The following is a 25,955-nucleotide window of genomic DNA, read 5'->3' on the forward strand; positions in this document are numbered from 1 at the left end:
CTCCTCACTTTTCGCTAACCTGTTCCTCCCATGTCCGCACTCGCCGCATTCGCTCCTGCCGATGACGTGGTCGCCACGCCGATCGGCCCGCCGCCGCCCGCGCCCGATGTGCCCATGCCGCCACCGCCGCCGCCCGTGCTGCCGCCCGAAGGCGATCCGCCGCCCGTCGTGCCGCCGGTGACGGACCCCGGTTTTCCACCGCCGGTGACCGACCCGCCACCGCTGCAGACGGCCGTGCCCTTCGGCAAGCTGCACGCACGGCGCCTGCGCGAGATCTACCGCTCGGCCGGCTGGCCCTGCTGCGATCCCATCGAGGTCGAACTGCTCGCGGGCGGCTTCCTGGAACGCGTGCGCAGCGAGCTGGGCCACGAGACGCTGCGCGTGACCGACGCCGGCATTGCGCGTATCGCCACCACGCTCACCGTCAACCGCGCGGCGCTGTCGCCGCACGAGGCGCTGGTGGAGCGCGTGGCGCGCGAGATGACGCGCGGCGGCCGCATCGCCTGGCGCGGCCTCGGCCTGCGCGCCCGCCTGCCGCCGCTCGAAGAGGGTGGCAAGCCGCGCTGGTGCATGGCGCGACCCGACGTGTTCTCGATCCGCAACACCAGCGTCGAGGCCTATGCGCATCCCATCGTGCACGAGGTGAAGGTGAGCCGCGCCGACCTGTTGGGCGACCTGCGCAAGCCCGACAAGCGCGCGGCCTACCTCGACCTGGGCGGCGAGTGCTGGTACGTGCTGGGCAACGACGCCAAGGGCCGCTGCATCGCGTCACCCGACGAAATTCCGGCCGGGTGCGGCGTGATGGTGCTCGAGGGCGAACGCCTCGTGGTGGCGCGCGCCGCGGTGCACCGCGCCTTCGAGCGCATTCCTTTTTCGGTGTGGCTGGCGCTGGCCAAGGCGCAGCCCGTGGCGGGCTTCGAGGACGACGCGCAAGACCTGCTGATCTGACGTCGTCGGTGCCCGTCAGGTGATGGCGTCGTAGTCCCGGTGCGCGACGGCGACCACGTTGCCCGGCTCGAACTGGCTCGCCATCTGACGCAGGCCTTCCTCGCGGTCGTCGCGGCTGGCCTGCGGGTCGAACATCTGGTCGCAGAACTCGAGCAGGTCTCGCACGATGCGCTCGTGGCGGTAGTAGGCGAGGGCGAGCGCATCAATCGCCTGCGCCGTTCCGTAGCCCTGGAAGAAGAGCGCTTCTTCGCGCGGCTGGTTCCACACGCCGCCGACACCGCCGCCGATGAACATCAGGTCGCGCTCCTTCGGCGCGAGGATCAGCGTGTCCCAGTCGACGATGCACAGGCGGTCGTCGTCGCCCAGCAGCACGTTGCCCGCGTGCAGGTCCGAGTGGCACAGCACCTGCGGCAGTGACTTCTCGAGCAGGATCGAGGCGAGCTGTTCGCTGCGGTAGATGAGCGAATCGATCTCTTCGTCGTGCGCGTCCCAGAAGGCCAGGAAGTGCGCCACCAGATCGTCGCCGGCCACGCCGTTGATGAAGCGGCGCTGGTAGCCGCGTACGCCTTCGCGCCCCTGGTGCGAATAGCTTTCACGCGGCAGGCCCGCGCGCAGAGATTCGGGCAGTTCGGCGCGGTGGATGGCGTTCAGTGCCATGCCGAGCGCGGTCCATTGCCGGTCAGTTGGTGTGCGTGTGAAGCCGTCGGCGCCGTTGAAGAAGGGATGGAGGGCCCAGTCGAAATCGTGCGCTTGCACGCTGAGCTGCTGCGTGAGCGTGGGCAGCGGCGCCATCACGGCGTTGATGCCTTGCGTGTGGTGCAAGAAGGCCGGCACATCGACCACGGCCGCACTGAAGCCGCCACGGCGTAGCTTCAGAAAGTACGCGCCGCCGTCCGGTGCCTCGATGCGGAACGCGGCCGAATCGACGTCAGCGCCCAGTGGCAGGAACTCGGCGCGGGTGGCTTCAAGGCCCCAGTGGCTGGCGAGGCAGGAAGGGATGGCGTCGTTCGGCAGGGTGGGTGGTGTCAGCATGCGAGGTGGGCGGTGTCAGGTCGATGGACGCTGAAAATTGTCTCACCCGATGAGGCCACGGAACCCACCCGGCGCGTGTCAGACGTGAGCGTCTTCTTGTGCCTCGTACGAAGCCAGCACTTCGTGCCGGAAGGAGGCTCCGGTGAACGAGCGGACAAGAAGAAATTTCTTCACGCACCAAGGAATCGGCGGCATGTGCCTCGGGTAGGCAGCGCTTGCGGCCTTTCGGGCGATGGTGATGTGGGGCGTGAACTTTGGGGTGCCCGTGAGGATGCCGGCCTGCTGCACCGCGTGGCTGATGTGCTTGTACAGAGCGTGCAGCCCTGCATGCTCGGCGGGTTGGACCACCGCGATGTGGTTGTTCCAGGTGCATGAACGGTCCAGCATGAGTTCCATGGGCTGCACAGGAACCCGGGCGAGCGCATCGCGCAGGCGCTTCTCGACGGGTTGTGTCTGATCGCCGAAGCAATGCAGCGTCAGATGCATTCGCGGGCCTCACGGAAAGTAGTGTCCCTCCGGCCAGAGCCAGTCCTTGCGATGCGCCTCGATCGCAGCCTGCACGGCAGGATCGGGAAACAGTGCAATCAGGAGATGCGAATCTCCCACTGGAGGTGCGGATTCCCATTCTGGTTCGGGGTGATCCGGATAAGCCGAGTCTCGGTTGAAGTCGTCCATTGCTGCACTCCTTGGAAAAGGTGAAGCTGAAAGGCGGTTCAGGGCTCCGGCGGCCACCAATGCGCGGCCGTCGTCCGGATGACGCGCGCCGCCTGAACGCGGATGTCATCCTGTTCGTTGCTGTCGTCGTGGCCGTGCTCGCGGGTCACGCGGAAGGGCCAAGTCGAAATCCGGCCTGTCTTGCCGGTGGTGCGTGGACGCGACTGCAACGGGTGCTGCCGCGAGGAGAAAAAAAGCACCTGCGCGGAGGGCGCAGGCGGGTTGGCGGTGGTCATGGCGTCGCCTCGAATGTTGTTCTTGGAGACGAGCCATTCTAGAGAAAAGACTGTATTTATGTACAGTATATTTGCAGTCTATCGACCATCGATGCCCAGCAAGGCGTCGAGGTCGATGGCTGCGGCCATGGCCTTGTAGCCAGCATCGCCGGGATGCAGGTGATCGCCCGAATCCATGGCGGCCTTCAGGCGGGTCGGCCGGGCCGGGTCGCGCAGCAGTGCGTCGACATCGACCACCGCGTCGAACGCGCCGCTTTCGCGAATCCAGCGGTTCACGGCCTGGCGCACGGTGTCTTTCTCGGGCGAGTGGTGGCCGGCCAGCGGCGTGCCTTCGAGCGCGCGTTCGTTGGATGGAATCGTCGCGCCCACGATGCGCACGTTGTGGGCGTGAGCCATCTCGATCAGCTGACGAAAGCCCTGGATCACGGCGTCGGCGCGCACCGCGGGTTCCTGCGGCGCGAAGGGGCCGCCGGGCCAGCCGATGTCGTTGGTGCCGAGCAGCACGACCATCGCGCGCACGCCGGGCTGCGCGAACACGTCGCGACCCGCGCGTTCGAGCGCCGCGCGGCCCATGCCGTCCTTCAGCAGCCGGCCGCCCGAGATGCCGGCGTTGAGCACGCCCACGCCGCGCGGCGCGAGCCGCTCGGCCAGTGCGTCGGGCCAGCGCGTGTGGGCGCCGGGGGTCGAACCGTTGCCGTCGGTGATCGAGTCGCCCAGCGCGACGACGGTGACGGGCGCCTGGGGCGTCTCGACGATCAGGCCGCTCACGTAGACGCGCGTGCTCCACGAGGTGGCCGCGGCAGGCAGCCGCGCGGCGGCGCTCAGGTCGCCGTCGGCGATGTACAGCGTCTGCCGCGCATCGAAGTGAAAGCCCGCGGGCTGGCTGGGCGTGGGCAGGTAGAGCGACACGGCCACCTCGCTCAGCGCGGGCAGCGCCAGGTCGACGGGGTCGCTCACGAGGCGTGCGCCGGGTGGCACGGTCACGTCGCTGCGGCCGCCGAAGCGCAGCACGCGATCGGTGCCTTCGACGACCGCCGAGCCGCTTGCATGGCGCGCCACGTGGGCGGCGCCGATGTGCAGCGGCGCGGTGCCGCCTTCGTTGCTGATCACCACGCGCAGCCGCGTGCCGCCGATGCTCAGGCGCGCCACCTGGCGCAGCGTCTGCCGCTCGAAGCGGGCGGGAATGCCGAGGGGCAGCACGAAATGCTCGTCCCACAGCGGCTGGGTGGCGGCCATCCAGCTGGGGCTCCAGTGCGTGGGCGCTGCCACGGAAGCGGTGGCGGCAGCGGCGAAGGAGAGGGCGAGTGCGCCCTGGCGCAGGAGGGAGGTGAGTCGCGAAGCGGTCATGTGAAATGTCCTCAGGTGAAAGAAAGAAGCGTCGATGGACGAACTTTCTTTCATTCGAATCGCGAGGGGTAGAAGGCAGAATGGCATGCATCACATTCCCGATTCGAATGACCCGATGGACACCCTTCGCGCACTCTCCGCCTTCGTGCACAGCGTCGAACTCGGCAGCCTCTCGGGCGCGGCCCGCGCGCTCGACACCACGCAGCCCACCGTGAGCAAGCTGGTCGCGGGTCTGGAGCGTTCGCTCGGCGTGCGGCTGCTGCGGCGCGCGGCCACCGGCCTGAGCCTCACGGAGGAGGGCCAGCGCTTTCATGAACGCGCGCGCCGCATGCTCGAGGACTACGGCGACGCCGTGGCCGATGCGCGCGCGCAGGTGCAACAGCCGCGCGGCCTGCTGCGCCTGAGCGCGCCGGTCACGCTGGGGCAGCGGCATCTCAACGCGATGGCGGTCGCGTTCCTGCGGCTGTACCCCGACATCGAACTCGAGCTGGTGCTCGATGACCGCTTCGTCGACCCGCGCGAGGAGCGCATCGACGTCTCGCTGCGCGTCGGCGGCGCGCTGCCGCCCGACCTCGTCGCGCGCCACCTCGGCAGCTGGCCGCGCGTGCTCGTCGCCTCGCCCGACTACGTGGCCGCACGCGGCAAGCCGCGCACGCCGCACGACCTGCTGGCCCACGACTACCTGCGCTATGCCGCAGGCGACGACGGCGTGCTGCTCACGGGCCCCGACGGCCCGGTGACCGTGCCGGTGCGCAGCCGCTACCGCGTCAACAACGCGGTGGCACTGCTCGACAGCGTGTTGGCGGGCGCGGGGGTGTCGCTGCAACCCACGTGGATGGTTGCGGACCTGCTGGCGCAGGGGCGGCTGGTGCGCGTGCTCGCGCGGCACACGGGGCCCGCGCAGGAGCTGCACCTGCTCTACGCGCCGCGCCGCCAGTTGCCGCTGCGGGTGCAGGTGCTGGTCGACTTCCTGGCGCAGCGTGTGGCGGCATTACCAGGGGCGGCGCGAGGGCGGGTGAACGGCGGTCGATGAACGCGCCGCATGAGGGCCCCAGGTGCAAGACGGTGGTGTGTTGTCGTGCGAAAGTTCTCGCGCGGGACGACCTGTTGAATTGGTTACAACAGCAACCCGTCCGGACCGCATTTTCAGGGTCGCAACGACCTAGACTGCGCCTCGTTTCCTGAGGAGCTTTCCCATGCCCATGGACTTTCTGGAGCGCATCGAAGACGCGTCGTTCCCGATGGCGGTCCGCGACGAAGCCGACATCCACTGCGCGACCATGCTGGTCGCCGCACATCTCATCGAAGCCGTCCTGCCACCGGCAGCGAGCGGCACGGGCGGGCGCGTCGCGGTCCTCTTGCTCATCACGCCGAAAGGGCGCGCGGCACTGCGGCTGCGACGGGACGAACTGCAGACCTGATCCCGGGCGGAGCACAAGGGAACTGACGTTAGAATCCGCGCCTGCTGCGGGTGTAGTTCAATGGTAGAACGGCAGCTTCCCAAGCTTCATACGAGGGTTCGATTCCCTTCACCCGCTCCAGCCCCCATTCCCAGGCGTTCCTTGTGACCTCCATGAAGGTCCATCCGAAGGACGCCTGCGCGATCTAGCGAAGCCGGTGCCTCCACGGGGCACAGCACGGGGAACACCGGTGCGTTGGGCTCAGACTCCAAGCCTTGTCCCCCTGCGCTCACAGAACGCACCTGCAAAAACGCTTCGGGTCACTGCGGCAGAAGCGCGCGCGTCATCCGTGATGACGGCAATCTCTTCCTGGAAGTCGCTCCCGTCGAATCAAGGCACAGCTTCGCACCAGCGTGGTGACAACCTGCGCGAAGGTCGCTCGTGAAGCTCACGCACGCAAAGTCCTGATCCGGGCATGGCCGTTGCGTGAGACCATCGCGCGCAAGCCGCGCATCCCGTACGGGAAAACCGGGCTTTCGATTCAGCCCGGTATGGGCAGACTGGAAACATGAGGGCACTGCAGCAAATGCAGGTGGCATTGGGACGAGGGGCCACGTGAGATTTTTCGTTAGCAGTCGGCGGAACAAGGATGGTGTGTGCCGCAGGTTGTACGTTGCGAACCCGTGGCGCCATCGGGGCTGTTGGCATCTCTCGATTCCAGCGGGCTGGTCGCAAGTCAGGCGTAGCCGTTGCCTGGCTGGATTCACGCCGCCTCGCTCACCACCAACTGCACCAACTGCACCGGCGCATCCGCCAGCGGCGCGCGGGCCATGTCGCGGCACAATCCCGCGTGCCTCGAACCTTGCCCGCGCCACCGCCCACCCCCTACTGGCTCTACCTCCTGGAATGCGAGGGGGGCGTGTACTACGCCGGCACCGCCATCGATGTGGAGCAGCGTTTCTTTCAGCATCTCTTCGGTCTGGGCGCCAAGTTCACGCGCGCGCGTCCGCCGGTGCGCGTGCTGGCTGCCCGCTGCTATGCGGACAAGGGCGCGGCGCTGCGGGCGGAAATCAGGGTGAAGGCGTTGCCGCGTGCGCGCAAGCTGTCGTTCTTCGACGCGGAGGACTGACCCGACCGTGTGCGTGCGACAAGCGGTTCAGCTCACTGAACTTCGTCGCACCACACCCTGAACCCATCCAGCTCGTTGGGCCCGAAGGTGCTGGACAACGCGACGTCGCTGGCGTCGCGGCCTTGCGCGATCAGCACACGGCCGATGCGGGGCACGTTGTTGCGGGCATCGAAGGTGTACCAGCGGTCGCCCAGGAAGGCCTCGAACCAGCCCGCGAAGTCCATCGTGCCGTACGGCGGGAGGGTCCCGACATCGCCGAGGTAGCCGGTGCAATAGCGGGCCGGAATGTTCAGGCAGCGGCACAGCGTGAGCGCCAGGTGTGCATAGTCGCGGCATACGCCTTGCCCTTCGTTGAAGGCTTCAAAGGCCGAACGCGTGCGCCGTGCGTGCTGGTAGCCGAACTCGATGTGGTGATGCACGAAATCGCACACCGCCTGCACGCGACCCCAGCCGGTCGGGCCGTTGCCGAAGCGCTGCCAGGCAAAGTCGGACAGCAGATCGGTCTCGCAATAACGGCTGCCCAGCAGGTAGAGCAGGGTGGACTCGGGCAGGTACTCCACCGGCACCTGCGGCGCTGAGGGCACGACAACGTCGGTTGCGCCACTGTCGCGAACCACGGTGTCCGTGCTCAGCACGAAGCGGCCGGTGGGTGCGACCAGGCGTGTACACCAGTTCCCGAACAGGTCGCGGTACGCGGTGGTGGGAACGGCCGGCTGCGTGAGCAGGTGGTCCGGGCGCACGAGGTCCGAGGCGCGCGAGTAGTGAATGCTGAGAGCCAGGATCATCGGCGTCGGCCGGGGAAACTGGTACGCGATCTCAAAGCCGAGGTGGATGTTCATCGGCCCATGATGCGCCTGGATTCGCGGGTGCGCGGGGATTCGCAGTGAGCTTCGCAAACTCTTCTTGCACCTGACCATGGGCAGTCGACCGAGCCAGCGAGCGGTGGGTTTCACGGAGTGTCGCTGGGCACCGACGGGTTGTGGCGTTGCTCGGCATAGGCTTTCAGCGACAGCATGGTCCGAGGAGGCCCCGCCCGAACCTGTTTGGCGACGCCCGGCCCGAACAGAAAGGCAATGCCTTTCTGGGGAACGATCCGGCCTTTTGTGCCCACCGCGAAGGGCCCGTCGAGCCGGGCTTGCCTGGTGTCCGGGTCCCACAGGTGCCATCGGTCGACCTCGCTCCAGACGGTGTCGATGACCCCGGGCGGGACCACGATGTGGACGCGTTCTTCGATGTGCATGGAGTGAAGGGGGGAACGGATCGCGAAGCCCAACGCAGGCGGCGCGCCGCTTTGGCCGACACAGGGATCACCGAGCCATGCCCGGCTGCTAGAGTGACCGCTCCACCACGGGAGCAAGAATGGGCTTGTCGGGCATCCTCGTCGCACTCCTGCTGCTGATCTGGCTGGCGTTTCGCAGCTGGAGCGTGCTGCTGCTGGCACCCGCGGCCGCGGCGCTGGTGGCGCTGCTGAGCGGCGAGCCGGTGCTCGCACACTGGACCCACACCTTCATGGGCAGCGCGGCGCATTTCCTGGCGCAGTACTTTCCGCTGTTCCTGCTGGGCGCCGTGTTCGGCAAGCTCATGGAAGACAGCGGCTCGATCGGCGTCATCGCCGACGTGCTGATGCGTCGCCTCGGCCCGCGCCATGCGGTGCTGGCCGTGGTGCTCGCCGGCGCGCTCGTGACCTACGGCGGGGTGAGTTTGTTCGTCGCCTTCTTCGTGCTCGCGCCGATGGCGCAGCAGCTGTTCCGCGAGGCGGGCGTGCCGCGCCGCCTGATGCCCGCGGCCATCGCGCTGGGCACGTCGACCTTCACGATGTCGGCGCTGCCCGGCACGCCGGCGATCCAGAACGCGATCCCGATGCCGTTCTTCGGCACCACGCCGTTCGCCGCACCGGGGCTGGGGCTCATCGCGTCGGCGGTGATGCTGGCCTTCGGCCTGGCGTGGTTGGGGCGACAGGAGGCAAGGGCGCGCCGTGCGAACGAGGGCTTCGGTGCCGAGGGCGCGCGCGCGGCGCCGGCCGCGCTCGAGAACGACGCCACGCTGCGCGAGCGTGCCAGCGCAGCGCGCGAGTTCGACCCGGCCGAGATGGCGCACAGCCGGCGTGCCGAGGTGGCGCCGCGCGCACTGCTGGCCTTCCTGCCGCTGGCGGTGGTCATTGGCGTGAACCTGCTGATGTCGCTGGTCGTGCTGCCGCGCGCTAACCTGGGCTACCTGGCCGCGCCCGAATGGGGCGGGCTGTCGTTGTCGGCGGTGGGCGGGGTCTGGTCGGTGCTGGTCGCGCTGGCCTGTGCGATTGCGGTGGTGATCGCCACCCAGTGGCGCCGGCTCGATTCGCTGCGCGCCACGCTCGGCGCAGGCGCCAATGCCGCGGCACTGCCGGTGCTCAGCGTGGCGAGCCTCGTCGGCTTCGGCGCGGTGGTGGCGGCGATGCCGGCTTTCGGCGTGGTGCGCGATGCCGTGCTGGGCATCGGCGGCGGGCCGCTGGTGTCGCTGGCGGTGTCGACCAACGTGCTGGCCGCGCTCACGGGCTCGGCCTCGGGCGGGCTGACGATCGCGCTCGATGCGCTGGGCGGTACCTACCTGGCGCGGGCCGCGGCCATCGGGCTCGATCCGGCCCTGTTGCACCGCGTGGCGGTGATCGCCTCGGGCACGCTCGACAGCCTGCCGCACAACGGCGCCGTCGTCACGATGCTGACGGTGTGCGGCTGCACGCACCGCGAGAGCTACCGCGACATCGTGATGGTCAGCATCGTCGGCGCCTTGCTGGCGCTGGCGGCGGTGATCGGGCTGGGCACGGTGTTCGGATCGTTCTGATTCGCCGCCGAAACTGTGGCGGAAACACCGAGAAAAATATTTCCCCGGGTTTTTTGCCTTCGCTGCCTCTTTCGCAGGCACCGTGTTGCAGGCCCCGCCAGGCAAGGGTTTTGAGCGCTGCACACAAGGTTTTCCACAACGTTGTCCCCGTCGGATTGGGAAAACCCGTCACTTCGGTGTGCTAATGCGTAGCGGGCAGAGGCAGCAGCAGCCAGACGGTCGTGCCGGCGCCGGGCGTGCTCTGCGCGCCGAGGGTGCCGTGGTGTTTCTGGACCACTGCGCGTACGACCGAAAAGCCCAGGCCCATGCGCCGTGTGCCCGTTTCCTTCGTGCCGCCGGCAGCGGGTTCCGGGGTGCTCGGTGCGCGTCGGCCGCGCGGGGCATGGAGCAGGGCGTCGAGTTGTTCGGGCGTCATGCCCGAGCCCTGGTCGCCCACGGAAATTCGCACGCGGGCTGCGTCGGTGGCTGCGGCGCCGGGCTCGAGGTCCAGGCGCAGTTCCACGCTGCCTCCGGACGGGCTGTGGCGGATGGCGTTGTTCAGCAGGTTGACGATGGCGCGGGTCAGCAGGGCGCCGTCGGCGTGCAGGAGGGTGTCGCCGGCGGCGTCGTCGATGCGGGCGTCGACGCGCACGCCGTGGGACTGCGCGTAGTGCCAGACCTGGTCTCTTGCATCGAGCAGCACGGCGCCGATGTGCGTGTCCGCAAAGCGGTAGTCGTCCGATTCGGCGAGCGCGAAATCCATGAAACCCTCGGCCATCGCGAGCGTGCGCTCGGCTTCGCGGCCAATGGCCGCGCGCATCCCGGCATCGGCGGCGGCATGCATCGACAGGATGCTGAGGATCGTGACCTGCGGGCTGCGCAGGTCGTGCGACAAAAACTGCCGCCATTCGTCGCGCTGGCGCTGCGCCTCGCGCTCGGCCGTGAGCTCGGGCAGCATCACGACCCAGCCGCGGTCTTCGGGCGCGTCGCCGCTGAAGGCCGCGGCCTCCAGGCGGAACACGCGGGCGTCGGGGGTGGTGTATTCGCCGTGCAGCCGATCGGTCCAGTGGGCGGCGTCGGTGCGTGCCGGCGCGCCGTTGGCGGGCGGCACGGCCAGCGGCGCGATCAGCTCGGGCAGCCGCATGCCGCGCAGTGCGACGGGGGTTCGTTCGTCGTCGTGCGACGGCATGGCACCGCCGCCCAGCAGCCGGAAGGCCGCCGCGTTGCCCGACCCGATGCCCCCGTCTTCGTCGCAGATCAGCATGGCCACGGGCATCGCCTGCATGGCCTTGTCCATGAGCTGCTGCATGCGCCGCAGGCGTGCAATGGCGCGATCGAGCGCCTGCTTGGGATGCTCCGCCGGGTCCGCAGGCGCGGGCACACGGGCCGGCACGACTTCAAAGGTGCCGCCCGGGAGCGCATCGAGCACCTGTGCGCGCTTGCGCAGGTAGATGAACTGCGACTCCAGGCGGCGCCAGCTCCACAGCAGGTAGAGGATGGCCAGGCCGAGCATCGGTGCGGCGGGCGGCAGCCAGTGGTGGCACGCCAGCATGGCAACGCCGCTGATCAGCAGGCACGCGCTCGCCAGGCCGACGGCGATCGGCAGCGCATGCCGGCCCCTGCGCACCAGCAGCCACAGCGCGATCCACAGCGGCACGACGGTCCAGGCCGCATGCCACAGCGGGGGCGACACGCTCACATTGCGCCCGTGCATCAGGTTGTCGATGGCATTGGCGTGCACTTCCACCCCGGGCAGCACGCCGCGGATGCCGGCGTTGGGCGTGAGCGTCTGGTCGCCGAGGCCGGGCGCGGTGGCGCCCACGAGCAGCAGCTTGTCGCGCAGCAGCTCGGCGGGCACTTCGCCCCGCAGCACGCTGGCGTAAGGCACGGTGCGGTAGCTGCCGCGCGGGCCGGCGAACAGCAGGCGCAGCGGGCTCTGGCGCAGCCAGTCGAGCGGCGTCGCGTCGGGGTCGGTCACGGGCGGCGGAACGCGTTGCGCCATCAACGCGCCGACGTAGGGCTGCAGGTGGTCTGGATAGCCCTCGCGCAGGTACAGCGTGCGCGCCACGCCGTCGGAATCGGGCGCGAGGCCGGCGTGTCCCACGCCGCGGGCCCGCGCGGCGAAGTCCGGCAGGGGCGGCAGGAAGCCCGGCCAGTCGTGGCTCGAGAACGCCAGGGGGCTCGCGTGCAGCAGCGGCAGGTACACGGGCAGCAGGCCCATGGCCTGCGCCAGGCGCGCGTCCTCGCGCGGGTCGGCGCTCGGCTCGGTCAAGAAGAGGTCGAGCAGCACCGCGCGCGGCGCCGCCGGTGCGAGCCGTTCGAGCAGGCGCGCGTGGGTCTCGCGGCTCCACGGCCAGCGCCCGAGTTCGCGCAGGCTGTGCTCGTCGATGGCGATGATCAGGATGTCGGGCGACGCCCGGTGCGAGGCCAGGATCAGCAGGCGGTCGTGGATGTACGCATCCAGCTGCAGCAGGCCCGGGCGGTGCGCGAGGCCGAGCATGGCCAGCGGCAGCAGCAGCGCCATCAGCAACCGTTCGAGGACGAGGCGCATGCGCGTGCCCCGCTTCAGCGCACCGGAATGTCGAAGCTTCCGCCGAAGCCAGCCGGGGAGGGCGCGGCGCCGTCGGTGGTGGTGGCCTGGCGCGCACGCCAGTGGTAGCGCCCGCCGAGCGCAAAGGGGCCGACCGTCATGCCGGTGGCGTACACCGAGGGCTCGTTGACCAGCAACACGGCGAAGTCAGGGCTGCGCGAGAGTTCGAAGGTGTAGCGTTGCCCGGAGACGCCCGGCCAGCGGACCTCCACGCGCCCGTCCGAAAGCACGGACGATGTGCCCTGGCCGCCCGCGCCGCCTTCGACCGTGGGCAGGTAGACCGTGCCGTCGCCCGGCAGCCCTTCGAGCCGCGCGGCATCGAAGGCCGTGAGGCGCAGCTGGTAGAGGCCCGATGGCAGTTCTGCCGGCACCGTGAAAGAAGGCCCCGGGCCGCGTTGTTCGTGCACCGGCAGCAGAAAGCGCTCGTCGCGCGCCAGCTGCAGGCGGTAGGTTTGCGCGCCCGCAACGGGCGTGAAGCGGAACGTGCGGTCGTTGCGCGCCGTTGTTTCAGGCACCAGCTGGGGCGCCGGCAGCAGGCCCTTCGCCTCCGACGGGCCGCTCTCCAGCAGCACCGCGCCGCGGCCTTCGCGCAGCACGAGCGGCGGTTCGGACTGCGCCGCTCCCTGCACGACCACTTCGCCCGAAATCACTTCGCCGGTCAGCAGGCCGTCTTCGTCGCGCACGCGGAAGTGCGTGCCCCGCACGCCCAGGCCCATCGACCGCGCGCGGATCTCGAACTGCTGGTTCGGCTGCTGCTTGTGCACCTGCGATTCGACGCGGCCCTCGATCAGCCGCAGTCGCACCGTCGTCGCGTCGATGGCCAGCACCTCGAGCGCGCTGCGCGAGGGCAGCACGACGCGGCTGCCACCCGTCACCCCGAGGGTCACGAAGGCGTCGGTGCCGGTGATGAGCGTGTCGCCGGCCTGGATGGGCATGCCGGGCGTGAGCGCCTGTTCGGGGACGCCCGCGCGCTTGCGCGAGGCCCGGCCTTCGATCGCGGTGACCACCGCCGCGCCCTCGGGCACGAGCCGCCCGTCGGCAAAGTAAAGCACCGTGCCCGGCTGCAGCAGGCGCGGCTCGCCCACCTGGTTGCGCTGCTGCACTTCGGGCCAGCGCAGCGGCGTGTCCAGCTGCTGGCCCGAGATGCCCCACAAGGTCTCGCCGGGCTTCACCACGTGCGGCGACTGCGCGTTCGCGGCCATCGCGGCGACGAGCAGTGCGGCACCGGCCACGAGGCGATGCAGGCGAGGCCTGGTGTCGCGCGTCGCCATCACGCATCCACCTGCGGTTGTTGCGTGGCTTCGAGCCGGTAGCCGCGGCCATAGACCGTGCGCAGGCTCAGCCCGCTTTCGGCTTCGAGGCCGAGCTTGCTGCGCAGCCGGTAGATGTGGCTGTCCAGCGTGCGCGAAGGCAGCTCTTCGGTGCTGTAGCCGGCGCTTTCGAGCAGATGGGCGCGCGACACCACGTCGCCCATGTGCTGGAACAGCGTCAGCGCCAGCTTGAATTCACGGTCGGTGAGGGCATGCCGCTGCGGCGGGGCGTCGTCGCCCGGCGCGGGATGGATCAAGACGCTTTGCGACACCCGTTCGAACTCCCAGCGGCCGAAGCGCTCGCCGTCGGACGGCGCCACCGGCACGCGCCGGGCCATCAGGCGCTGCACGCGCGCACGCAATTCCAGCGGTCGGAAGGGTTTGACGATGTAGTCGTCGGCGCCGAGGGTGAGGGCCTCCACCACGTCGTGCTCGGAGGCACGCGAACTCAGCATGAGCACCGGCACCTTGTCGGTCTGCCACTTGCGCAGCCATTGCAGCAATTCGACGCCCGCCAGCCCCGGCACGTTCCAGTCCAGCACCAGCAGGTCGAAGCTTTCCCGTCGCAGCGCCTGCTGCAAGGTCGACCCATTTGAAAACGTGATGCAAGTCACATTCGTCTCGCCAATTGTTAACAGCTGCTCCAGTGTGCGCACGAGGTGCGAGAGCTGATTCGGGTCGTCTTCAAGGATGGCGATGCGCATGGACTCCAGAGGTGGCGGGGACAATTTTGACAGTGAATCCGCGCCCGAAATCTGACGAATTCCGCAGCGTGAATGTCAGCAACATTGTTGGCGATGGTTATGAAGTAGTAAAGAAATTCACAAATGCAGACAAAAGCTGGCTGCAATTCTGACCAAACCTCACGCGGGCCCCTTGGCCTTCGGAGGCCCCCGACATCATCCGCCCCCTGTAGCGCCACCCGGCGCTCCGATCACTCCACATCTCCGGTTATCTCCGCCCGCCATGTCGCGTTCATGCGGAGCAGTGCCGGGCTGAATTCGAGGAACTGGGGAAATGAACAAGTCTTATCGGTCCATCTGGAATGAGGCGCTTGGCGCCTGGGTTGCCGCGTCGGAAATCGCCTCCGCGCGAGGTAAGAAAAGCCGCAGCGCGCAACGCCAGCTCGCGGCGCTGGGCCTGGGCATGCTCCTGCTGGGCGGACCGGCGCTTGCGCAGGTGGGGGTCATGACGCCGGACCCGGATCCCAGTGCGTGGTTGACGATCGGCCCGGAGCCGGGTGCGGGTGTGCCGAACAAGGGCGTTCTGATGCCGCGTGCCGCCTTGACCGACGCCACGACCTGGGGGCTCGTCGCGCCCACGCCGATCGAAGGCATGGTGGTCTTCAACACCACCGCCGGGACCTCGGCCAATGGCCTCGGCGAGGGGCTGATGACCTGGAAGGGCGGGCGCTGGGTGAATGTCGACGAGACGCCGTACCTGCATGTGAACTCGACCGCAGTCGGCAATTCGACGCAGGCCAATTCGGGCGCCATCGGCGTCAACAGTGTGGCGATCGGGCCGGATGCGAAGGCGATCGCGGACGACACCGTGGCCATGGGCAACGGTGCCGAAGCACACAAGCTGGGCGACATCGCCATCGGCCGTGCTGCGATTGCGAACGGCGGCGACCGCCTGACCGGCCCCACCGAAAACTGGAGTTCCGTGGCGGTGGGCACCTATGCCTCCGCCACCGAAGGCAATTCCGTGGCCCTGGGCGGCTCTGCCAAGGCCGAGGGACGCGGCACCGCGCTGGGTTCGCGCGCCGAAGCCGGCTACGACGCCGTCGCAATCGGCACGTATGCAGGCATGGGCCGCCCCGCCAAGACCGACCCCAACGATTTCAGCAACGGGCTCAACACCTTCGTAGGCAGCGGCTCGGGTGCGAGTGGCAATGGCGCCCGCAATTCGTACGTCGGCAACCAGGCGGGCGTCAATGTCCGAGGCGACGAGAACGCCGGCATGGGCTACGGCGCGGGCGGCCTTTCGGTCGGCAGCCGCAACGTTGCGGTGGGTCAACGCGCGGGCCAGTTCGTGACGGGTGACCAGAACATCAACCAAGGCACGATGGCGGGCCTGCAGTCCAAGGGCAGCAACAACATCGCGCTCGGGACCCTTGCCAGTGCCAACCTGGCGCTGGCCTCGCAAGACCCGAACAGCCCCGTCTCCGCGGCCGCCGTGCAGGCGGCGAGCCTGGCGGCGCAGACCGAGTACATGGGCTTTCTTGCCACGCGCGGCGTGACGGAGGCGGGCCTGGCCGACGGTACCTACACCCTGGACGCCAGCGGCAACGTCATCGAAGCCAGCAGCGGCAACGTCCTGGTCACCGCCACCGAACTGCAGGCCTCGGTCACCAAGGCGTTTCAGCGCAACGGCGTGGCCGGCATCGATGCCAGCCGCACGACGGCCATCGGCCATCAGTCGCGCGCCACCAGCGACGATGCCGTGGCGCTGGGCTCGTCGGCCGTCGCCGGCGACCAGGCCGCCGTGGCCATCGGCAACGCGAGCAAGGCCTTCGGTGTTTCGAGCGTGGCTGTGGGCGACAGCGCCTTCGCACAAGGCGAAACCTCCATTGCCGTCGGCAAGGGCGCGCAGGCCAACGGCGCGCAATCGATCAGCATCGGCACCGGCAACGTCGTCAACGGCAACAACAGCGGCGCCATCGGCGACCCGAGCGTGATCGACGGGGCCAACAGCTACAGCGTGGGCAACAACAACACGCTGGGCGCGGCAGCGACCAATACCTTCGTGCTGGGCAACAACGTGAACGTGAACGTGGCCAATGCCACGGCGCTGGGCGACTCGACCAGCGTGACCGTGGCCGACGGCGTAGCGCTGGGCAGCAAGTCGGTGGCGAGTACGGACAAGGGTGTGGCGGGTTTCGACCCGGCCACAGGCACGGCTTCGACGGACACGTCGGCCACGTGGAAGAGCACGCTGGGCGCGGTGAGCGTGGGCGGGAACGGCCAGACGCGGCAGATCACGAACGTGGCGGCGGGCACGGCGCCCACCGACGCGGTGAACGTGGCCCAACTGAAGGCGGGACAAACGCACTACTACAGCGTGAACTCCACGGTGACTGGCGCTGGCAGTAACTACAACAACGATGGCGCCACGGGCGCGGGCGCCCTCGCCGCAGGTGTTGGAGCCCAGGCCACCGGCACTGATGCCGTCGCCATTGGCGCGGGTGCGGTCTCGTCGGGTGCCAACGGGGCGACGTCCGGCAGCACCGTGGCTGTCGGCGTGAAGTCCAACGCGAATGGTTTCTCGTCGGTGGCGGTGGGCGATCGCGCGATTGCAGCCAATTTTGCCGATGTCTCTCTGGGCTCTGAAGCGGGCTTTTCGGCGGGCACCGGCCAATACAACACGGCCCTGGGTGCCGGGGCCGGCAAGAATGCCTCTGGCGATCACGCTACGGCCGTGGGCAATGGCGCTCTGTCGGACTCGAGCGGTGTCTTCAACACGGCGACGGGTAGCGGGGCGGGCGCGGGCACCGCGGGCGATGCCAACGCCGCGTTCGGCGCGCTTGCCGGAAGCGGCGTCACGGGCAACAACAATGTCGCCGTCGGTGCAGCTGCCGGGTTCGGCGTGACGGCCAGTGACACAGTGAGCGTCGGCGGCGGCGCGTTGGCCGGGAAGGACCGCGCGGTTGCTCTCGGGTACGAAGCCAAGGCCAGCGCGGTCAACAGTGTGGCGCTAGGTGCGGAATCACAGGCTACGCAGGACGCGGCGGCCTTGCAGGCCAAGGCGGCCTACGCACCGCTGACCGCCACCGGCACGCCGGCGGCCGTGGCCGGCACCATGCCGGTGGGCGAGGTGTCAGTAGGCAGCGCGGGCAAGGAACGCCGCATCACCAACCTAGCGGCGGGCGCGGACAACACCGATGCGGTAAACGTGGCACAACTACAGGCTGTATCCAGTACAGCGGCTGCGGGCGCCGTGCATTACTACAGCATCAACTCCACCTCTACCGGCGCGGGGAGCAACTACGATAACAGCGGCGCGACAGGACCTAACGCGATTGCAGCTGGCGTGAATGCCACGTCATCGGGCAGCGGTTCCACGGCGATGGGCTACAACAGCAATGCAACGGGCGCTGGTGCCGTGGCAATTGGTCAAGGCGCTGTTGCGGCCGTAGCTTCGGTGGGAGGTACCGGCGGCGTGGCCGTTGGTAATGGCGCGCAGACCGTCGATGGAGTGGCCCTGGGCGCCAATGCGGTGTCAAAAAGTGGCGTTGCTATCGGCTCCAGCGCGCAGGCACAGACGTCCAATACGGTGTCTATCGGCACACAAGCTGGCACGGGTTCGACCAGCGCGGGTGGCGATATCAACATCGGCATCTTGGCGGGCCAGAATTCTTCTGGCAATGGTCAGAACACGAGCATCGGTGCGGGCGCAGGCAGTGGCTTGAGCGGCCAGCTCAACGTCAGCATCGGCAGCCTGGCGGGACAGGGAATGGTGGGCAACAGCAACACCAACTTCGGTAGCCAAGCGGGCGCGGCATCCAAGGGCAATGTCAACACCAATCTCGGGCTGAACGCCGGTGTGTTGGGCAGTGGCAATCTGAACGTCAATCAAGGCGCGGCGGCGGGCGCTGGGGTGATCGGCAACGGCAATGTGGCAATTGGTGCGGGTGCCAATGCACCTCAATACAGCGTTGATCCGACCACGGGTGCGGCGACACCGGTCAGCGGCAAATCGGCGTTGACGGTCAGCAACACCGTGGCTGTGGGCAATGGCACGGTGGCTGGGGCGAACAACGCCATCGCCATTGGTCAAAACGCACAGGCCACGGGCGCAAGCAGCATCAGCATCGGCACTGGCAACACCGTCAACGGCAACAACAGCGGCGCCATCGGCGACCCGAGCACCATCGACGGCGCCAACAGCTACAGCGTGGGCAATAACAACACGCTGGGTGCGGCGGCCACCAACACCTTCGTGTTGGGCAACAACGTCAACATCAACGTGGCCAATGCCACGGCACTCGGCGACTCGACCAGCGTGACCGTGGCCGACGGCGTGGCACTGGGCAGCCAGTCGGTGGCCAGCACGGACAAGGGCATGGCAGGCTTCGACCCGGCTAAGGGCGCAGCCTCGACGGACTCCTCGGCCACGTGGAAGAGCACGCTGGGCGCCGTGAGCGTGGGCGGCAACGGCCAGACGCGGCAGATCACGAACGTAGCGGCGGGCACGGTAGCAACCGACGCGGTCAATGTGGCCCAACTGCAAGCAGCGCAGACGCACTACTACAGCGTGAACGACAACGGCACGCCAGGTGGAAACTACGCCAACGACGGCGCCACCGGCGTCAACGCACTGGCGGCGGGCGTGGGCACCCAGGCGAACGGCGAGCGCAGTGTGTCCATCGGCTATCTGGCAGGCGAGGGCGCCAGCGCCGGCCTGGCCGGCCAGAACAACGTCAGCGTCGGCAACGAAGCGGGTCGCGGTGTCGTGGGCTCCAGCAACACCGCCGTCGGTTCCGCCGCGGGCAAGGATGTCGTCGGCAGCTCGAATGCGGCGTTCGGCATCGCGGCGGGCCAGAGCGTCCAGGGCGACTACAACCTGGCGATGGGCGTCTACAGTGGCATCGGGACCAAGGGCACCTACAACACCGCGATCGGCGGCAGCGCGGGCCAGTCAGTGACCGGCAACGACAACATCGCCATGGGCGACCTGTCGGGCGCCTCCGTCTCAGGCGATACGAACATCGGCATCGGCGCGGTGGCCGGCGCGGGCACCACAGGCAGCAGCAACATCGCCATCGGCACCTTCGCGGGCATCGTCGATACGACGACGCTTGCCGGCATCACCGCCGACAACACGGTGAGCATCGGCAACAGCGCTGTGGCCAGCAAGAACGATGGCGTTGCCATCGGCCGCCAGGCGCAGGCCAGCGCGGTCAACAGCGTGGCACTAGGGGCCGAATCGCAAGCCACGCAAGATGCGGCTGCCTTGCAGGCCAAGGCGGCGTACGCACCACTCACTGCGGCCGGCACGCCAGCCACGGTGGCCGGCACTGTGCCAGTGGGTGAAGTGTCCGTGGGCAGCGCGGGCAAGGAACGGCGCATTACCAATCTGGCAGCCGGTTCAGACGACACCGATGCGGTGAACGTGAGCCAGCTCAAGGCCGTCGATGCGACCGCCAATGCGGGCTGGAGCGTGGCCGCCAACGGCGAGGCTACGGGTGGCAATGTCGCTCCAGGCGCGAAGGTCGATTTCAGCAACTCGGACAGCAACATCGCGATTACGCGCACGGGCACGGATCTCGACTTCAAGCTGGCGGATGACGTGAAGGTCAACAACAGCGTGACCGTGGGCCAGAGCGTGCTCAACACCACGGGTCTGACCGTGAATGACGGCGCAGGCAGCGTAACGAAGACGTCGGCAACGGGAACCACCGTGACCAACGGCACGACGACCACGGCGGTTGCTGCCGGCGGCGTGACCAGTGGAACGCTCAACCTGAGCGGGGTGACGAACGACCTTCAAGGCCTGAGCAACAAGACGCTGACCGATCCGAGCTTTGCTACGGTGGGGCGTGCAGCTACTGAAGAGCAGCTCAAGATCGTCAACGACACAGCCAGCGCGGGTTGGAACGTGGCCGCAAACGGCGAAGCCACAGGCGGCAATGTCGCACCGGGCGGCAAGGTCGACTTCAGCAACTCCGACAACAACGTCACGATCACGCGAAGCGGCACGAACCTCGACTTCAAGTTGGCTGACGACGTGAAGGTCAACAACAGCGTGACGGTGGGCCAGAGCGTGCTCAACACGACGGGACTGACAGTCAACAACGGCACGACCACCACCGTGGTCGCAGCCGGCGGCGTGACCAGCGGCAACGTGAATCTCAGCGGCGTCACCAACGACATCAAGGGCCTGAGTAACACCACGCTCACTGACTCGAGCTTCGCCACGGTGGGCCGTGGGGCTACCGAAGAACAGCTCAAGATCGTCAACGACACGGCCAGCGCGGGCTGGAATGTCGCGGCCAACGGCGAAGCCACCGGTGGCAACGTCGCGCCGGGCGGCAAGGTCGACTTCAGCAACTCCGACAGCAACATCGCCATCACGCGAAGCGGTACGAACCTGGACTTCAAGCTCGCTGACGACGTCAAGGTCAACAACAGCGTGACGGTGGGGCAGAGCGTGCTCAGCACTACCGGCCTGACCGTCAACAACGGCACCACGACCACGGCTGTTGCGGCCACTGGCGTGACCAGCGGCAACGTGAATCTCAGCGGCGTCACCAACGACATCAAGGGCCTGAGTAACACCACGCTCACTGACCCGAGCTTCGCGACGGTCGGCCGGGGGGCTACCGAAGAGCAACTGAAGGTCGTCAACGACACGGCCAGTGCAGGCTGGAATGTCGCGGCCAACGGCGAAGCCACGGGCGGCAACGTCGCTCCTGGCGGCAAGGTCGACTTCAGCAACTCCGACAGCAACATCGCGATCACGCGCACAGGCACGAATCTCGACGTCAAGCTGGCCGACGACGTGAAGGTCAACAACAGCGTGACGGTGGGGCAGAGCGTGCTCAACACGACGGGCCTCACGGTCAACAACGGCACGACGACCACCTCGGTGGCGGCGGGCGGCGTGACCAGCGGCAATGTGAACCTCAGCGGTGTCACCAACGACATCCAGGGCCTGAGCAACACGACGCTGAGCGATCCGACGTTCGCGACGGTGGGCCGTGGCGCCACCGAAGAGCAACTCAAGCTGGTCAACGACACGGCCAGCGCAGGCTGGAACGTCGCAGCCAACGGCGAAGCCACGGGCGGCAATGTTGCATCGGGCGGCAAGGTCGACTTCAGCAACTCCGACAGCAACATCGCCATCACGCGCACCGGCACGAATCTCGACTTCAAGCTGGCGGACGACGTGAAGGTCAACAACAGCGTGACGGTGGGTCAGAGCGTGCTCAACACCACGGGCCTGACGGTCAACAACGGCACGACGACCACGGCTGTGGCCGCTGGCGGCGTGACCAGTGGGACGGTCAACCTGAGTGGCGTGACGAACGACATCCAAGGTCTGAGCAACAAGACGCTGACCGATCCGACGTTCGCGACCGTGGGCCGTGGCGCCACCGAAGAGCAGCTCAAGCTGGTCAACGACACCGCCAGCGCGGGCTGGAATGTCGCGGCCAACGGCGAAGCCACGGGCGGCAATGTGGCGCCGGGCGGCAAGGTCGACTTCAGCAACTCGGACAGCAATATCGCGATCACGCGCACGGGAACGAACCTGGACTTCAAGCTCGCTGACGACGTCAAGGTCAACAACAGCGTGACGGTGGGGCAGAGCGTGCTCAATACCACCGGCCTGACGGTCAACAACGGCACCACGACCACCGCCGTGGCCGCCGGCGGCGTGACCAGCGGGACAGTCAACCTGAGTGGCGTGACGAACGACATCAAGGGTCTGAGCAACAAGACATTGACCGATCCGAGCTTTGCAACAGTAGGCCGCGCAGCCAGCGAAGAGCAGCTCAAGCTGGTCAACGACACCGCCAGCGCGGGCTGGAATGTCGCGGCCAACGGCGAGGCAACCGGCGGCAACGTCGCACCGGGCGGCAAGGTCGACTTCAGCAATTCGGACAGCAATATCGCGATCACGCGAAGCGGCACGAACCTGGACTTCAAGCTGGCTGACGACGTGAAGGTCAACAACAGCGTGACGGTGGGCCAAAGCGTGCTCAACACCACAGGCCTCACGGTCAACAACGGCACGACGACCACCGCAGTGGCCGCCGGTGGCGTGACCAGCGGCAGCGTGAACCTCAGCGGTGTCACCAATGACATCAAGGGTTTGAGCAACAAGACGCTGACCGATCCGACGTTCGCGACCGTGGGCCGTGGGGCCACCGAAGAGCAGCTCAAGCTGGTCAACGACACGGCCAGCGCAGGTTGGAACGTGGCCGCCAACGGCGAAGCCACGGGCGGCAATGTCGCTCCAGGCGGCAAGGTCGATCTCAGCAACTCCGACAGCAACATCGCCATCACGCGCAACGGCACGGACCTCGACTTCAAGCTGGCTGACGACGTGAAGGTCAACAACAGCGTGACGGTCGGCCAGAGTGTGCTCAACACGACGGGGCTGACGGTGAATGACGGTGCGGGCAACGTCACGAAGACAACGGCCGCCGGTACCACGGTGACCAACGGCACGACGACCACGGTCGTCGCGGCGGGCGGCGTGACCAGCGGCAACGTGAAGCTCAGCGGTGTCACCAATGACATCCAGGGCCTGAGCAACACGACGCTGACCGATCCGAGCTTTGCCACCGTGGGCCGCGCAGCGACCGAAGAGCAGCTCAAGCTGGTCGACACTACGGCCAGCAAGGGCTGGAATGTCGCCGCCAACGGCGAAGCCACAGGCGGCAACGTCGCCCCAGGCGGCAAGGTCGACTTCAGCAACTCGGACAGCAACATCGCGATCACGCGCAGCGGCACGGATCTCGACTTCAAGCTGGCCGACGACGTGAAGGTCAACAACAGCGTGACGGTGGGGCAGAGCGTGCTCAACACCACGGGCCTGACGGTGAACGACGGCGCGGGCAATGTCACGAAGACGTCGGCGGCGGGCACCACGGTGACGAACGGCACGACGACCACGGTCGTCGCAGCGAGCGGCGTGACCAGCGGCACTGTGAACCTCAGTGGCGTCACCAACGACATCCGAGGCCTGAGCAACAAGACGCTGACCGATCCGACTTTCGCAACCGTCGGCCGTGGGGCCACGGAAGAGCAGCTCAAGCTGGTCAATGACACGGCCAGCGCAGGTTGGAACGTGGCGGCCAACGGAGAGGCAACCGGCGGCAATGTCGCTCCAGGCGGCAAGGTCGATTTCAGCAACTCCGACAGCAACATCGCCATCACGCGCAATGGCACGGGCCTCGACTTCAAGCTGGCTGACGACGTGAAGGTCAACAACAGCCTGACCGTGGGCCAGAGCGTGCTCAACACCACAGGCCTGACGGTGAACGACGGCACGGGCAACATCACGAAGACGTCGGCCGCAGGCACCACGGTGACCAATGGCACCACGACCACGGCGGTCGCAGCTGGTGGCGTGACCAGCGGCAGCGTGAACCTCAGCGGTGTCAGCAACGACATCAAGGGCCTGAGCAACAAGACGCTGACCGACCCGAGCTTTGCGACCGTGGGCCGCGCAGCGACCGAAGAGCAGCTCAAGCTGGTCGACGTCACGGCCAGCAAGGGCTGGAACCTGAGCGCGAACGGCGAGGCGAGCCCGCAGAACATCGCACCGGGCGGCACGGCCAACTTCGCCAACGGCGACAACATGGTGGTCACCCGCAACGGCAACACGCTGACCGTGGCGACCGCCAAGGACGTGAAGTTCGACAGCGTGACGACCGGCGACACGGTGATGAACAACGCCGGCGTGACCGTCGGCCCGAACGTCACCCTCGGCGCGACCGGCCTGACCATCGTCGGCGGTCCGAGCGTGACCACGGCGGGCGTCAATGCGGGCGGCAAGGTGATCACCAACGTGGCGCCGGGCGTGGCCAACACCGATGCGGTGAACGTCAGCCAGCTCAAGGACACGGTCGCCGAGAGCAAGACCAAGTACTACAGCGTGAACTCGACCGGCGGCGGCAACGAGAACAACGACGGTGCCACGGGCGCCGACGCAATCGCTGCGGGCAAGGACGCACAGGCGACGGCCGTCAACGCGGTGGCGATGGGCACGGCGGCGCAGGCCGCGGGCATCAGCGCCACGTCGATCGGCAATGCCGCCTGGGCGATGGGCGACCGCAGCACGGCGGTGGGCTACTTCTCGACCGCTAACGGCATCGACAGCGCGGCCTTCGGCGCCTGGGCGCGGGCCATGGGCAACGGCAGCCTGGCCGCAGGTGCGGGTGCCAACGCCGCGGGCGTGGCGAGCCTGGCGGTGGGTGCAGGCAGCACGGCCGTCGCAGACGGCGGCGCGGCATTGGGCGCAGGCTCGGTGGCCGACCGCGCGGCCGGTGCGAAGGGCTACGTGCCGCCGGACGCGACCGCGGCGCAATCGGACGCCATCGCCAAGACCACCAGCACCACGGGTGCAGTGGGCGTGGGCGACGTGGCCAACGGCGTGTTCCGCCAGATCACCGGCGTGGCCGCGGGCTCCGCACCGAGCGACGCGGTCAACGTGGCACAGCTGCAGGCCGTGGCCAGCCAGGCCGCGGCAGCGGGCAACAAGTGGATCACCGGTTCGCCGACGACCTACGTGGCGCCCACGTCCAAGGGCGCCGACAGCACGGCGGTGGGCTCGGGCGCGGTCGTCAACGCCGACAAGGGCGTGGCGGTCGGCACCGGCGCCGTGGTCACGACGAAGAACAGCGTCGCGCTGGGCAACGACTCGAAAACGTCGGACGCCAAGCCCACGGAGAGCGTCACGATCAGGGGCACGACCTACGAGTTCGCCGGCACCAAGCCGGTGGGCGTGGTCAGCGTCGGCGACAAGGGCGCGGAGCGCCAGATCACCAACGTCGCGGCCGGCGAGATCAGCGCCACCAGCACCGATGCGGTGAACGGCAGCCAGCTCAACGCCACGAACCAGGCGATCAACAACCTGACCACGGGCGGCACCGGCATCAAGTACTTCCACGCCAATTCGAAGGAGGCCGACTCGAGCGCCATCGGCGCGGAGAGTGTGGCCATCGGACCGAAGGCGGTCGCCACGGGCAACAACGCCATCGCCACCGGCAACGGTGCGCAGGCCAAGGCGGCCGGCAGCATCGCGCTGGGTGCCAACAGCACGGCCAGCTCGGCCAACAGCGTGGCGCTGGGCGACGGCGCGGTGGCCAACCGCGCCGGCATGAACGGCCAGCGCGAGATGTTCTCGAACACCGTGGTGCAGTCGGCGCAGGGTGCGGTGTCGGTCGGCTCGGCCGGCAACGAGCGCCAGATCACCAACGTGGCCGGCGGCACGCAGGCCACCGACGCGGTGAACGTGCGCCAGCTGCAGGCCGTGCAGCAAAGCGCGGTGCGCTACGACACGAACGTGGACGGCAGCGTCAACTACAACAGCGTGACCATGGGCAACGGCGCCTCCACCGGCCCGGTGACGATGCAGAACGTGGCACCGGGCGTGGCACCGACCGATGCCGTGAACGTGCAGCAGCTCAACCAGTCCGGCGCCGCCAACATGGCCTACACCGACGCGCGTGCCAACGCGCTGGGCGGCGAGATCCGCAACGTGGCGAAGAACGCGTATGCCGGCGTGGCCGCCGCCATGGCCGTGCAGATGCCGGGCACCTCGGTGCCGGGCAAGACGGTGATGCGTGTGGGCTACGGCACCTTCAAGGGCGAGAGCGCGGTGGGCATCAGCTTCCGTCGCACGGCCGAGAACAACGGCTGGAGCATGACCGGCGGCGTGGGCATGAGCCGCGCCGGAGCCGCGGCCACGGTCGGCGCCGAGTGGGTCTTCAATTGAAGC

The 25,955-nt window shown here is 68.1% G+C and carries 16 protein-coding genes and 1 tRNA gene; 7 read left to right on the top strand and 10 right to left on the bottom strand.

The annotated features are described in order from the left end of the window. Positions 1-30: 30 nt before the first annotated feature. Positions 31-948 carry a hypothetical protein gene (locus tag CLU95_RS27685; RefSeq protein ID WP_099796557.1) on the top strand — a complete coding sequence of 306 codons (918 nt, stop codon included), beginning with the start codon at positions 31-33 and terminating at the stop codon, positions 946-948. 15 nt (positions 949-963) lie between these two features. On the opposite strand, the gene CLU95_RS27690 is transcribed toward CLU95_RS27685, so the two are convergent. From CLU95_RS27690 to CLU95_RS27705, 5 genes are all read right to left on the bottom strand, one after another. Then, entirely contained in the window at positions 964-1,980 is a 1,017-nt protein-coding gene (locus CLU95_RS27690) for an aminoglycoside phosphotransferase family protein (RefSeq protein ID WP_099796558.1), read from the bottom strand. A 78-nt stretch (positions 1,981-2,058) separates the two neighbouring features. Continuing rightward, positions 2,059-2,466 (bottom strand): 2'-5' RNA ligase family protein, encoded by a 408-nt coding sequence (locus CLU95_RS27695; RefSeq protein ID WP_257214750.1) that lies wholly within the window; start codon positions 2,464-2,466, stop codon positions 2,059-2,061. A gap of 9 nt (positions 2,467-2,475) precedes the next feature. Continuing rightward, on the bottom strand, positions 2,476-2,655 hold the full coding sequence (locus CLU95_RS31225; RefSeq protein WP_257214751.1) for a hypothetical protein: 180 nt from the start codon (positions 2,653-2,655) through the stop codon (positions 2,476-2,478). Between the two features lie 38 nt (positions 2,656-2,693). Beyond that, on the bottom strand, positions 2,694-2,930 hold the full coding sequence (locus tag CLU95_RS27700; RefSeq protein WP_099796559.1) for a hypothetical protein: 237 nt from the start codon (positions 2,928-2,930) through the stop codon (positions 2,694-2,696). Between the two features lie 78 nt (positions 2,931-3,008). Further along, positions 3,009-4,277 (bottom strand): SGNH/GDSL hydrolase family protein, encoded by a 1,269-nt coding sequence (locus tag CLU95_RS27705; protein WP_099796560.1) that lies wholly within the window; start codon positions 4,275-4,277, stop codon positions 3,009-3,011. A 115-nt stretch (positions 4,278-4,392) separates the two neighbouring features. Here CLU95_RS27705 and CLU95_RS27710 point away from each other — a divergent pair, with 115 nt between their 5' ends. The 4 genes from CLU95_RS27710 to CLU95_RS27725 all read left to right on the top strand — a co-directional run bounded on the left by CLU95_RS27710 (position 4,393) and on the right by CLU95_RS27725 (position 6,806). Further along, positions 4,393-5,310 (top strand): LysR family transcriptional regulator, encoded by a 918-nt coding sequence (locus tag CLU95_RS27710; protein WP_099797503.1) that lies wholly within the window; start codon positions 4,393-4,395, stop codon positions 5,308-5,310. A gap of 163 nt (positions 5,311-5,473) precedes the next feature. After that, a complete protein-coding gene (locus CLU95_RS27715; protein ID WP_099796561.1) occupies positions 5,474-5,698 on the top strand; it encodes a hypothetical protein in 225 nt (74 codons plus the stop codon). A gap of 46 nt (positions 5,699-5,744) precedes the next feature. Next, positions 5,745-5,818, top strand: a tRNA-Gly gene (locus CLU95_RS27720). A gap of 778 nt (positions 5,819-6,596) precedes the next feature. Beyond that, positions 6,597-6,806: a GIY-YIG nuclease family protein gene (locus CLU95_RS27725; protein WP_257214752.1), complete on the top strand. Its 210-nt coding sequence runs from the start codon at positions 6,597-6,599 to the stop codon at positions 6,804-6,806. 32 nt (positions 6,807-6,838) lie between these two features. Here CLU95_RS27725 and CLU95_RS27730 read toward each other — a convergent pair whose 3' ends face one another. Next, positions 6,839-7,645 carry a transglutaminase-like domain-containing protein gene (locus CLU95_RS27730; protein WP_099796563.1) on the bottom strand — a complete coding sequence of 269 codons (807 nt, stop codon included), beginning with the start codon at positions 7,643-7,645 and terminating at the stop codon, positions 6,839-6,841. 110 nt (positions 7,646-7,755) lie between these two features. Next, positions 7,756-8,046 carry a hypothetical protein gene (locus CLU95_RS27735; protein WP_099797504.1) on the bottom strand — a complete coding sequence of 97 codons (291 nt, stop codon included), beginning with the start codon at positions 8,044-8,046 and terminating at the stop codon, positions 7,756-7,758. Positions 8,047-8,165: 119 nt separating this feature from the next. Between CLU95_RS27735 and CLU95_RS27740 the strand changes: the two genes are divergently transcribed. Continuing rightward, the gene (locus CLU95_RS27740) at positions 8,166-9,623 is read left to right on the top strand and encodes a GntP family permease (RefSeq protein ID WP_099796564.1); all 1,458 of its coding nucleotides are present in this window, start codon (positions 8,166-8,168) and stop codon (positions 9,621-9,623) included. Positions 9,624-9,804: 181 nt separating this feature from the next. Here CLU95_RS27740 and CLU95_RS27745 read toward each other — a convergent pair whose 3' ends face one another. The 3 genes from CLU95_RS27745 to CLU95_RS27755 are packed head-to-tail and all read right to left on the bottom strand — an operon-like array spanning position 9,805 to position 14,206. Continuing rightward, positions 9,805-12,153 carry a CHASE2 domain-containing protein gene (locus CLU95_RS27745; RefSeq protein WP_099796565.1) on the bottom strand — a complete coding sequence of 783 codons (2,349 nt, stop codon included), beginning with the start codon at positions 12,151-12,153 and terminating at the stop codon, positions 9,805-9,807. Positions 12,154-12,167: 14 nt separating this feature from the next. Continuing rightward, positions 12,168-13,463, bottom strand: a complete 1,296-nt coding sequence (locus CLU95_RS27750; RefSeq protein ID WP_099796566.1) for a FecR domain-containing protein — start codon at positions 13,461-13,463, stop codon at positions 12,168-12,170. Then, positions 13,463-14,206 carry a response regulator transcription factor gene (locus CLU95_RS27755; protein ID WP_099796567.1) on the bottom strand — a complete coding sequence of 248 codons (744 nt, stop codon included), beginning with the start codon at positions 14,204-14,206 and terminating at the stop codon, positions 13,463-13,465. The genes CLU95_RS27750 and CLU95_RS27755 overlap by 1 nt, the downstream gene beginning before the upstream one ends. Positions 14,207-14,519: 313 nt before the next feature. Between CLU95_RS27755 and CLU95_RS27760 the strand changes: the two genes are divergently transcribed. Then, positions 14,520-25,952 (top strand): ESPR-type extended signal peptide-containing protein, encoded by an 11,433-nt coding sequence (locus CLU95_RS27760; RefSeq protein WP_099796568.1) that lies wholly within the window; start codon positions 14,520-14,522, stop codon positions 25,950-25,952. Positions 25,953-25,955 lie beyond the last annotated feature (3 nt).

This window comes from Variovorax sp. 54 (assembly GCF_002754375.1).
GTDB lineage: Bacteria > Pseudomonadota > Gammaproteobacteria > Burkholderiales > Burkholderiaceae_C > Variovorax.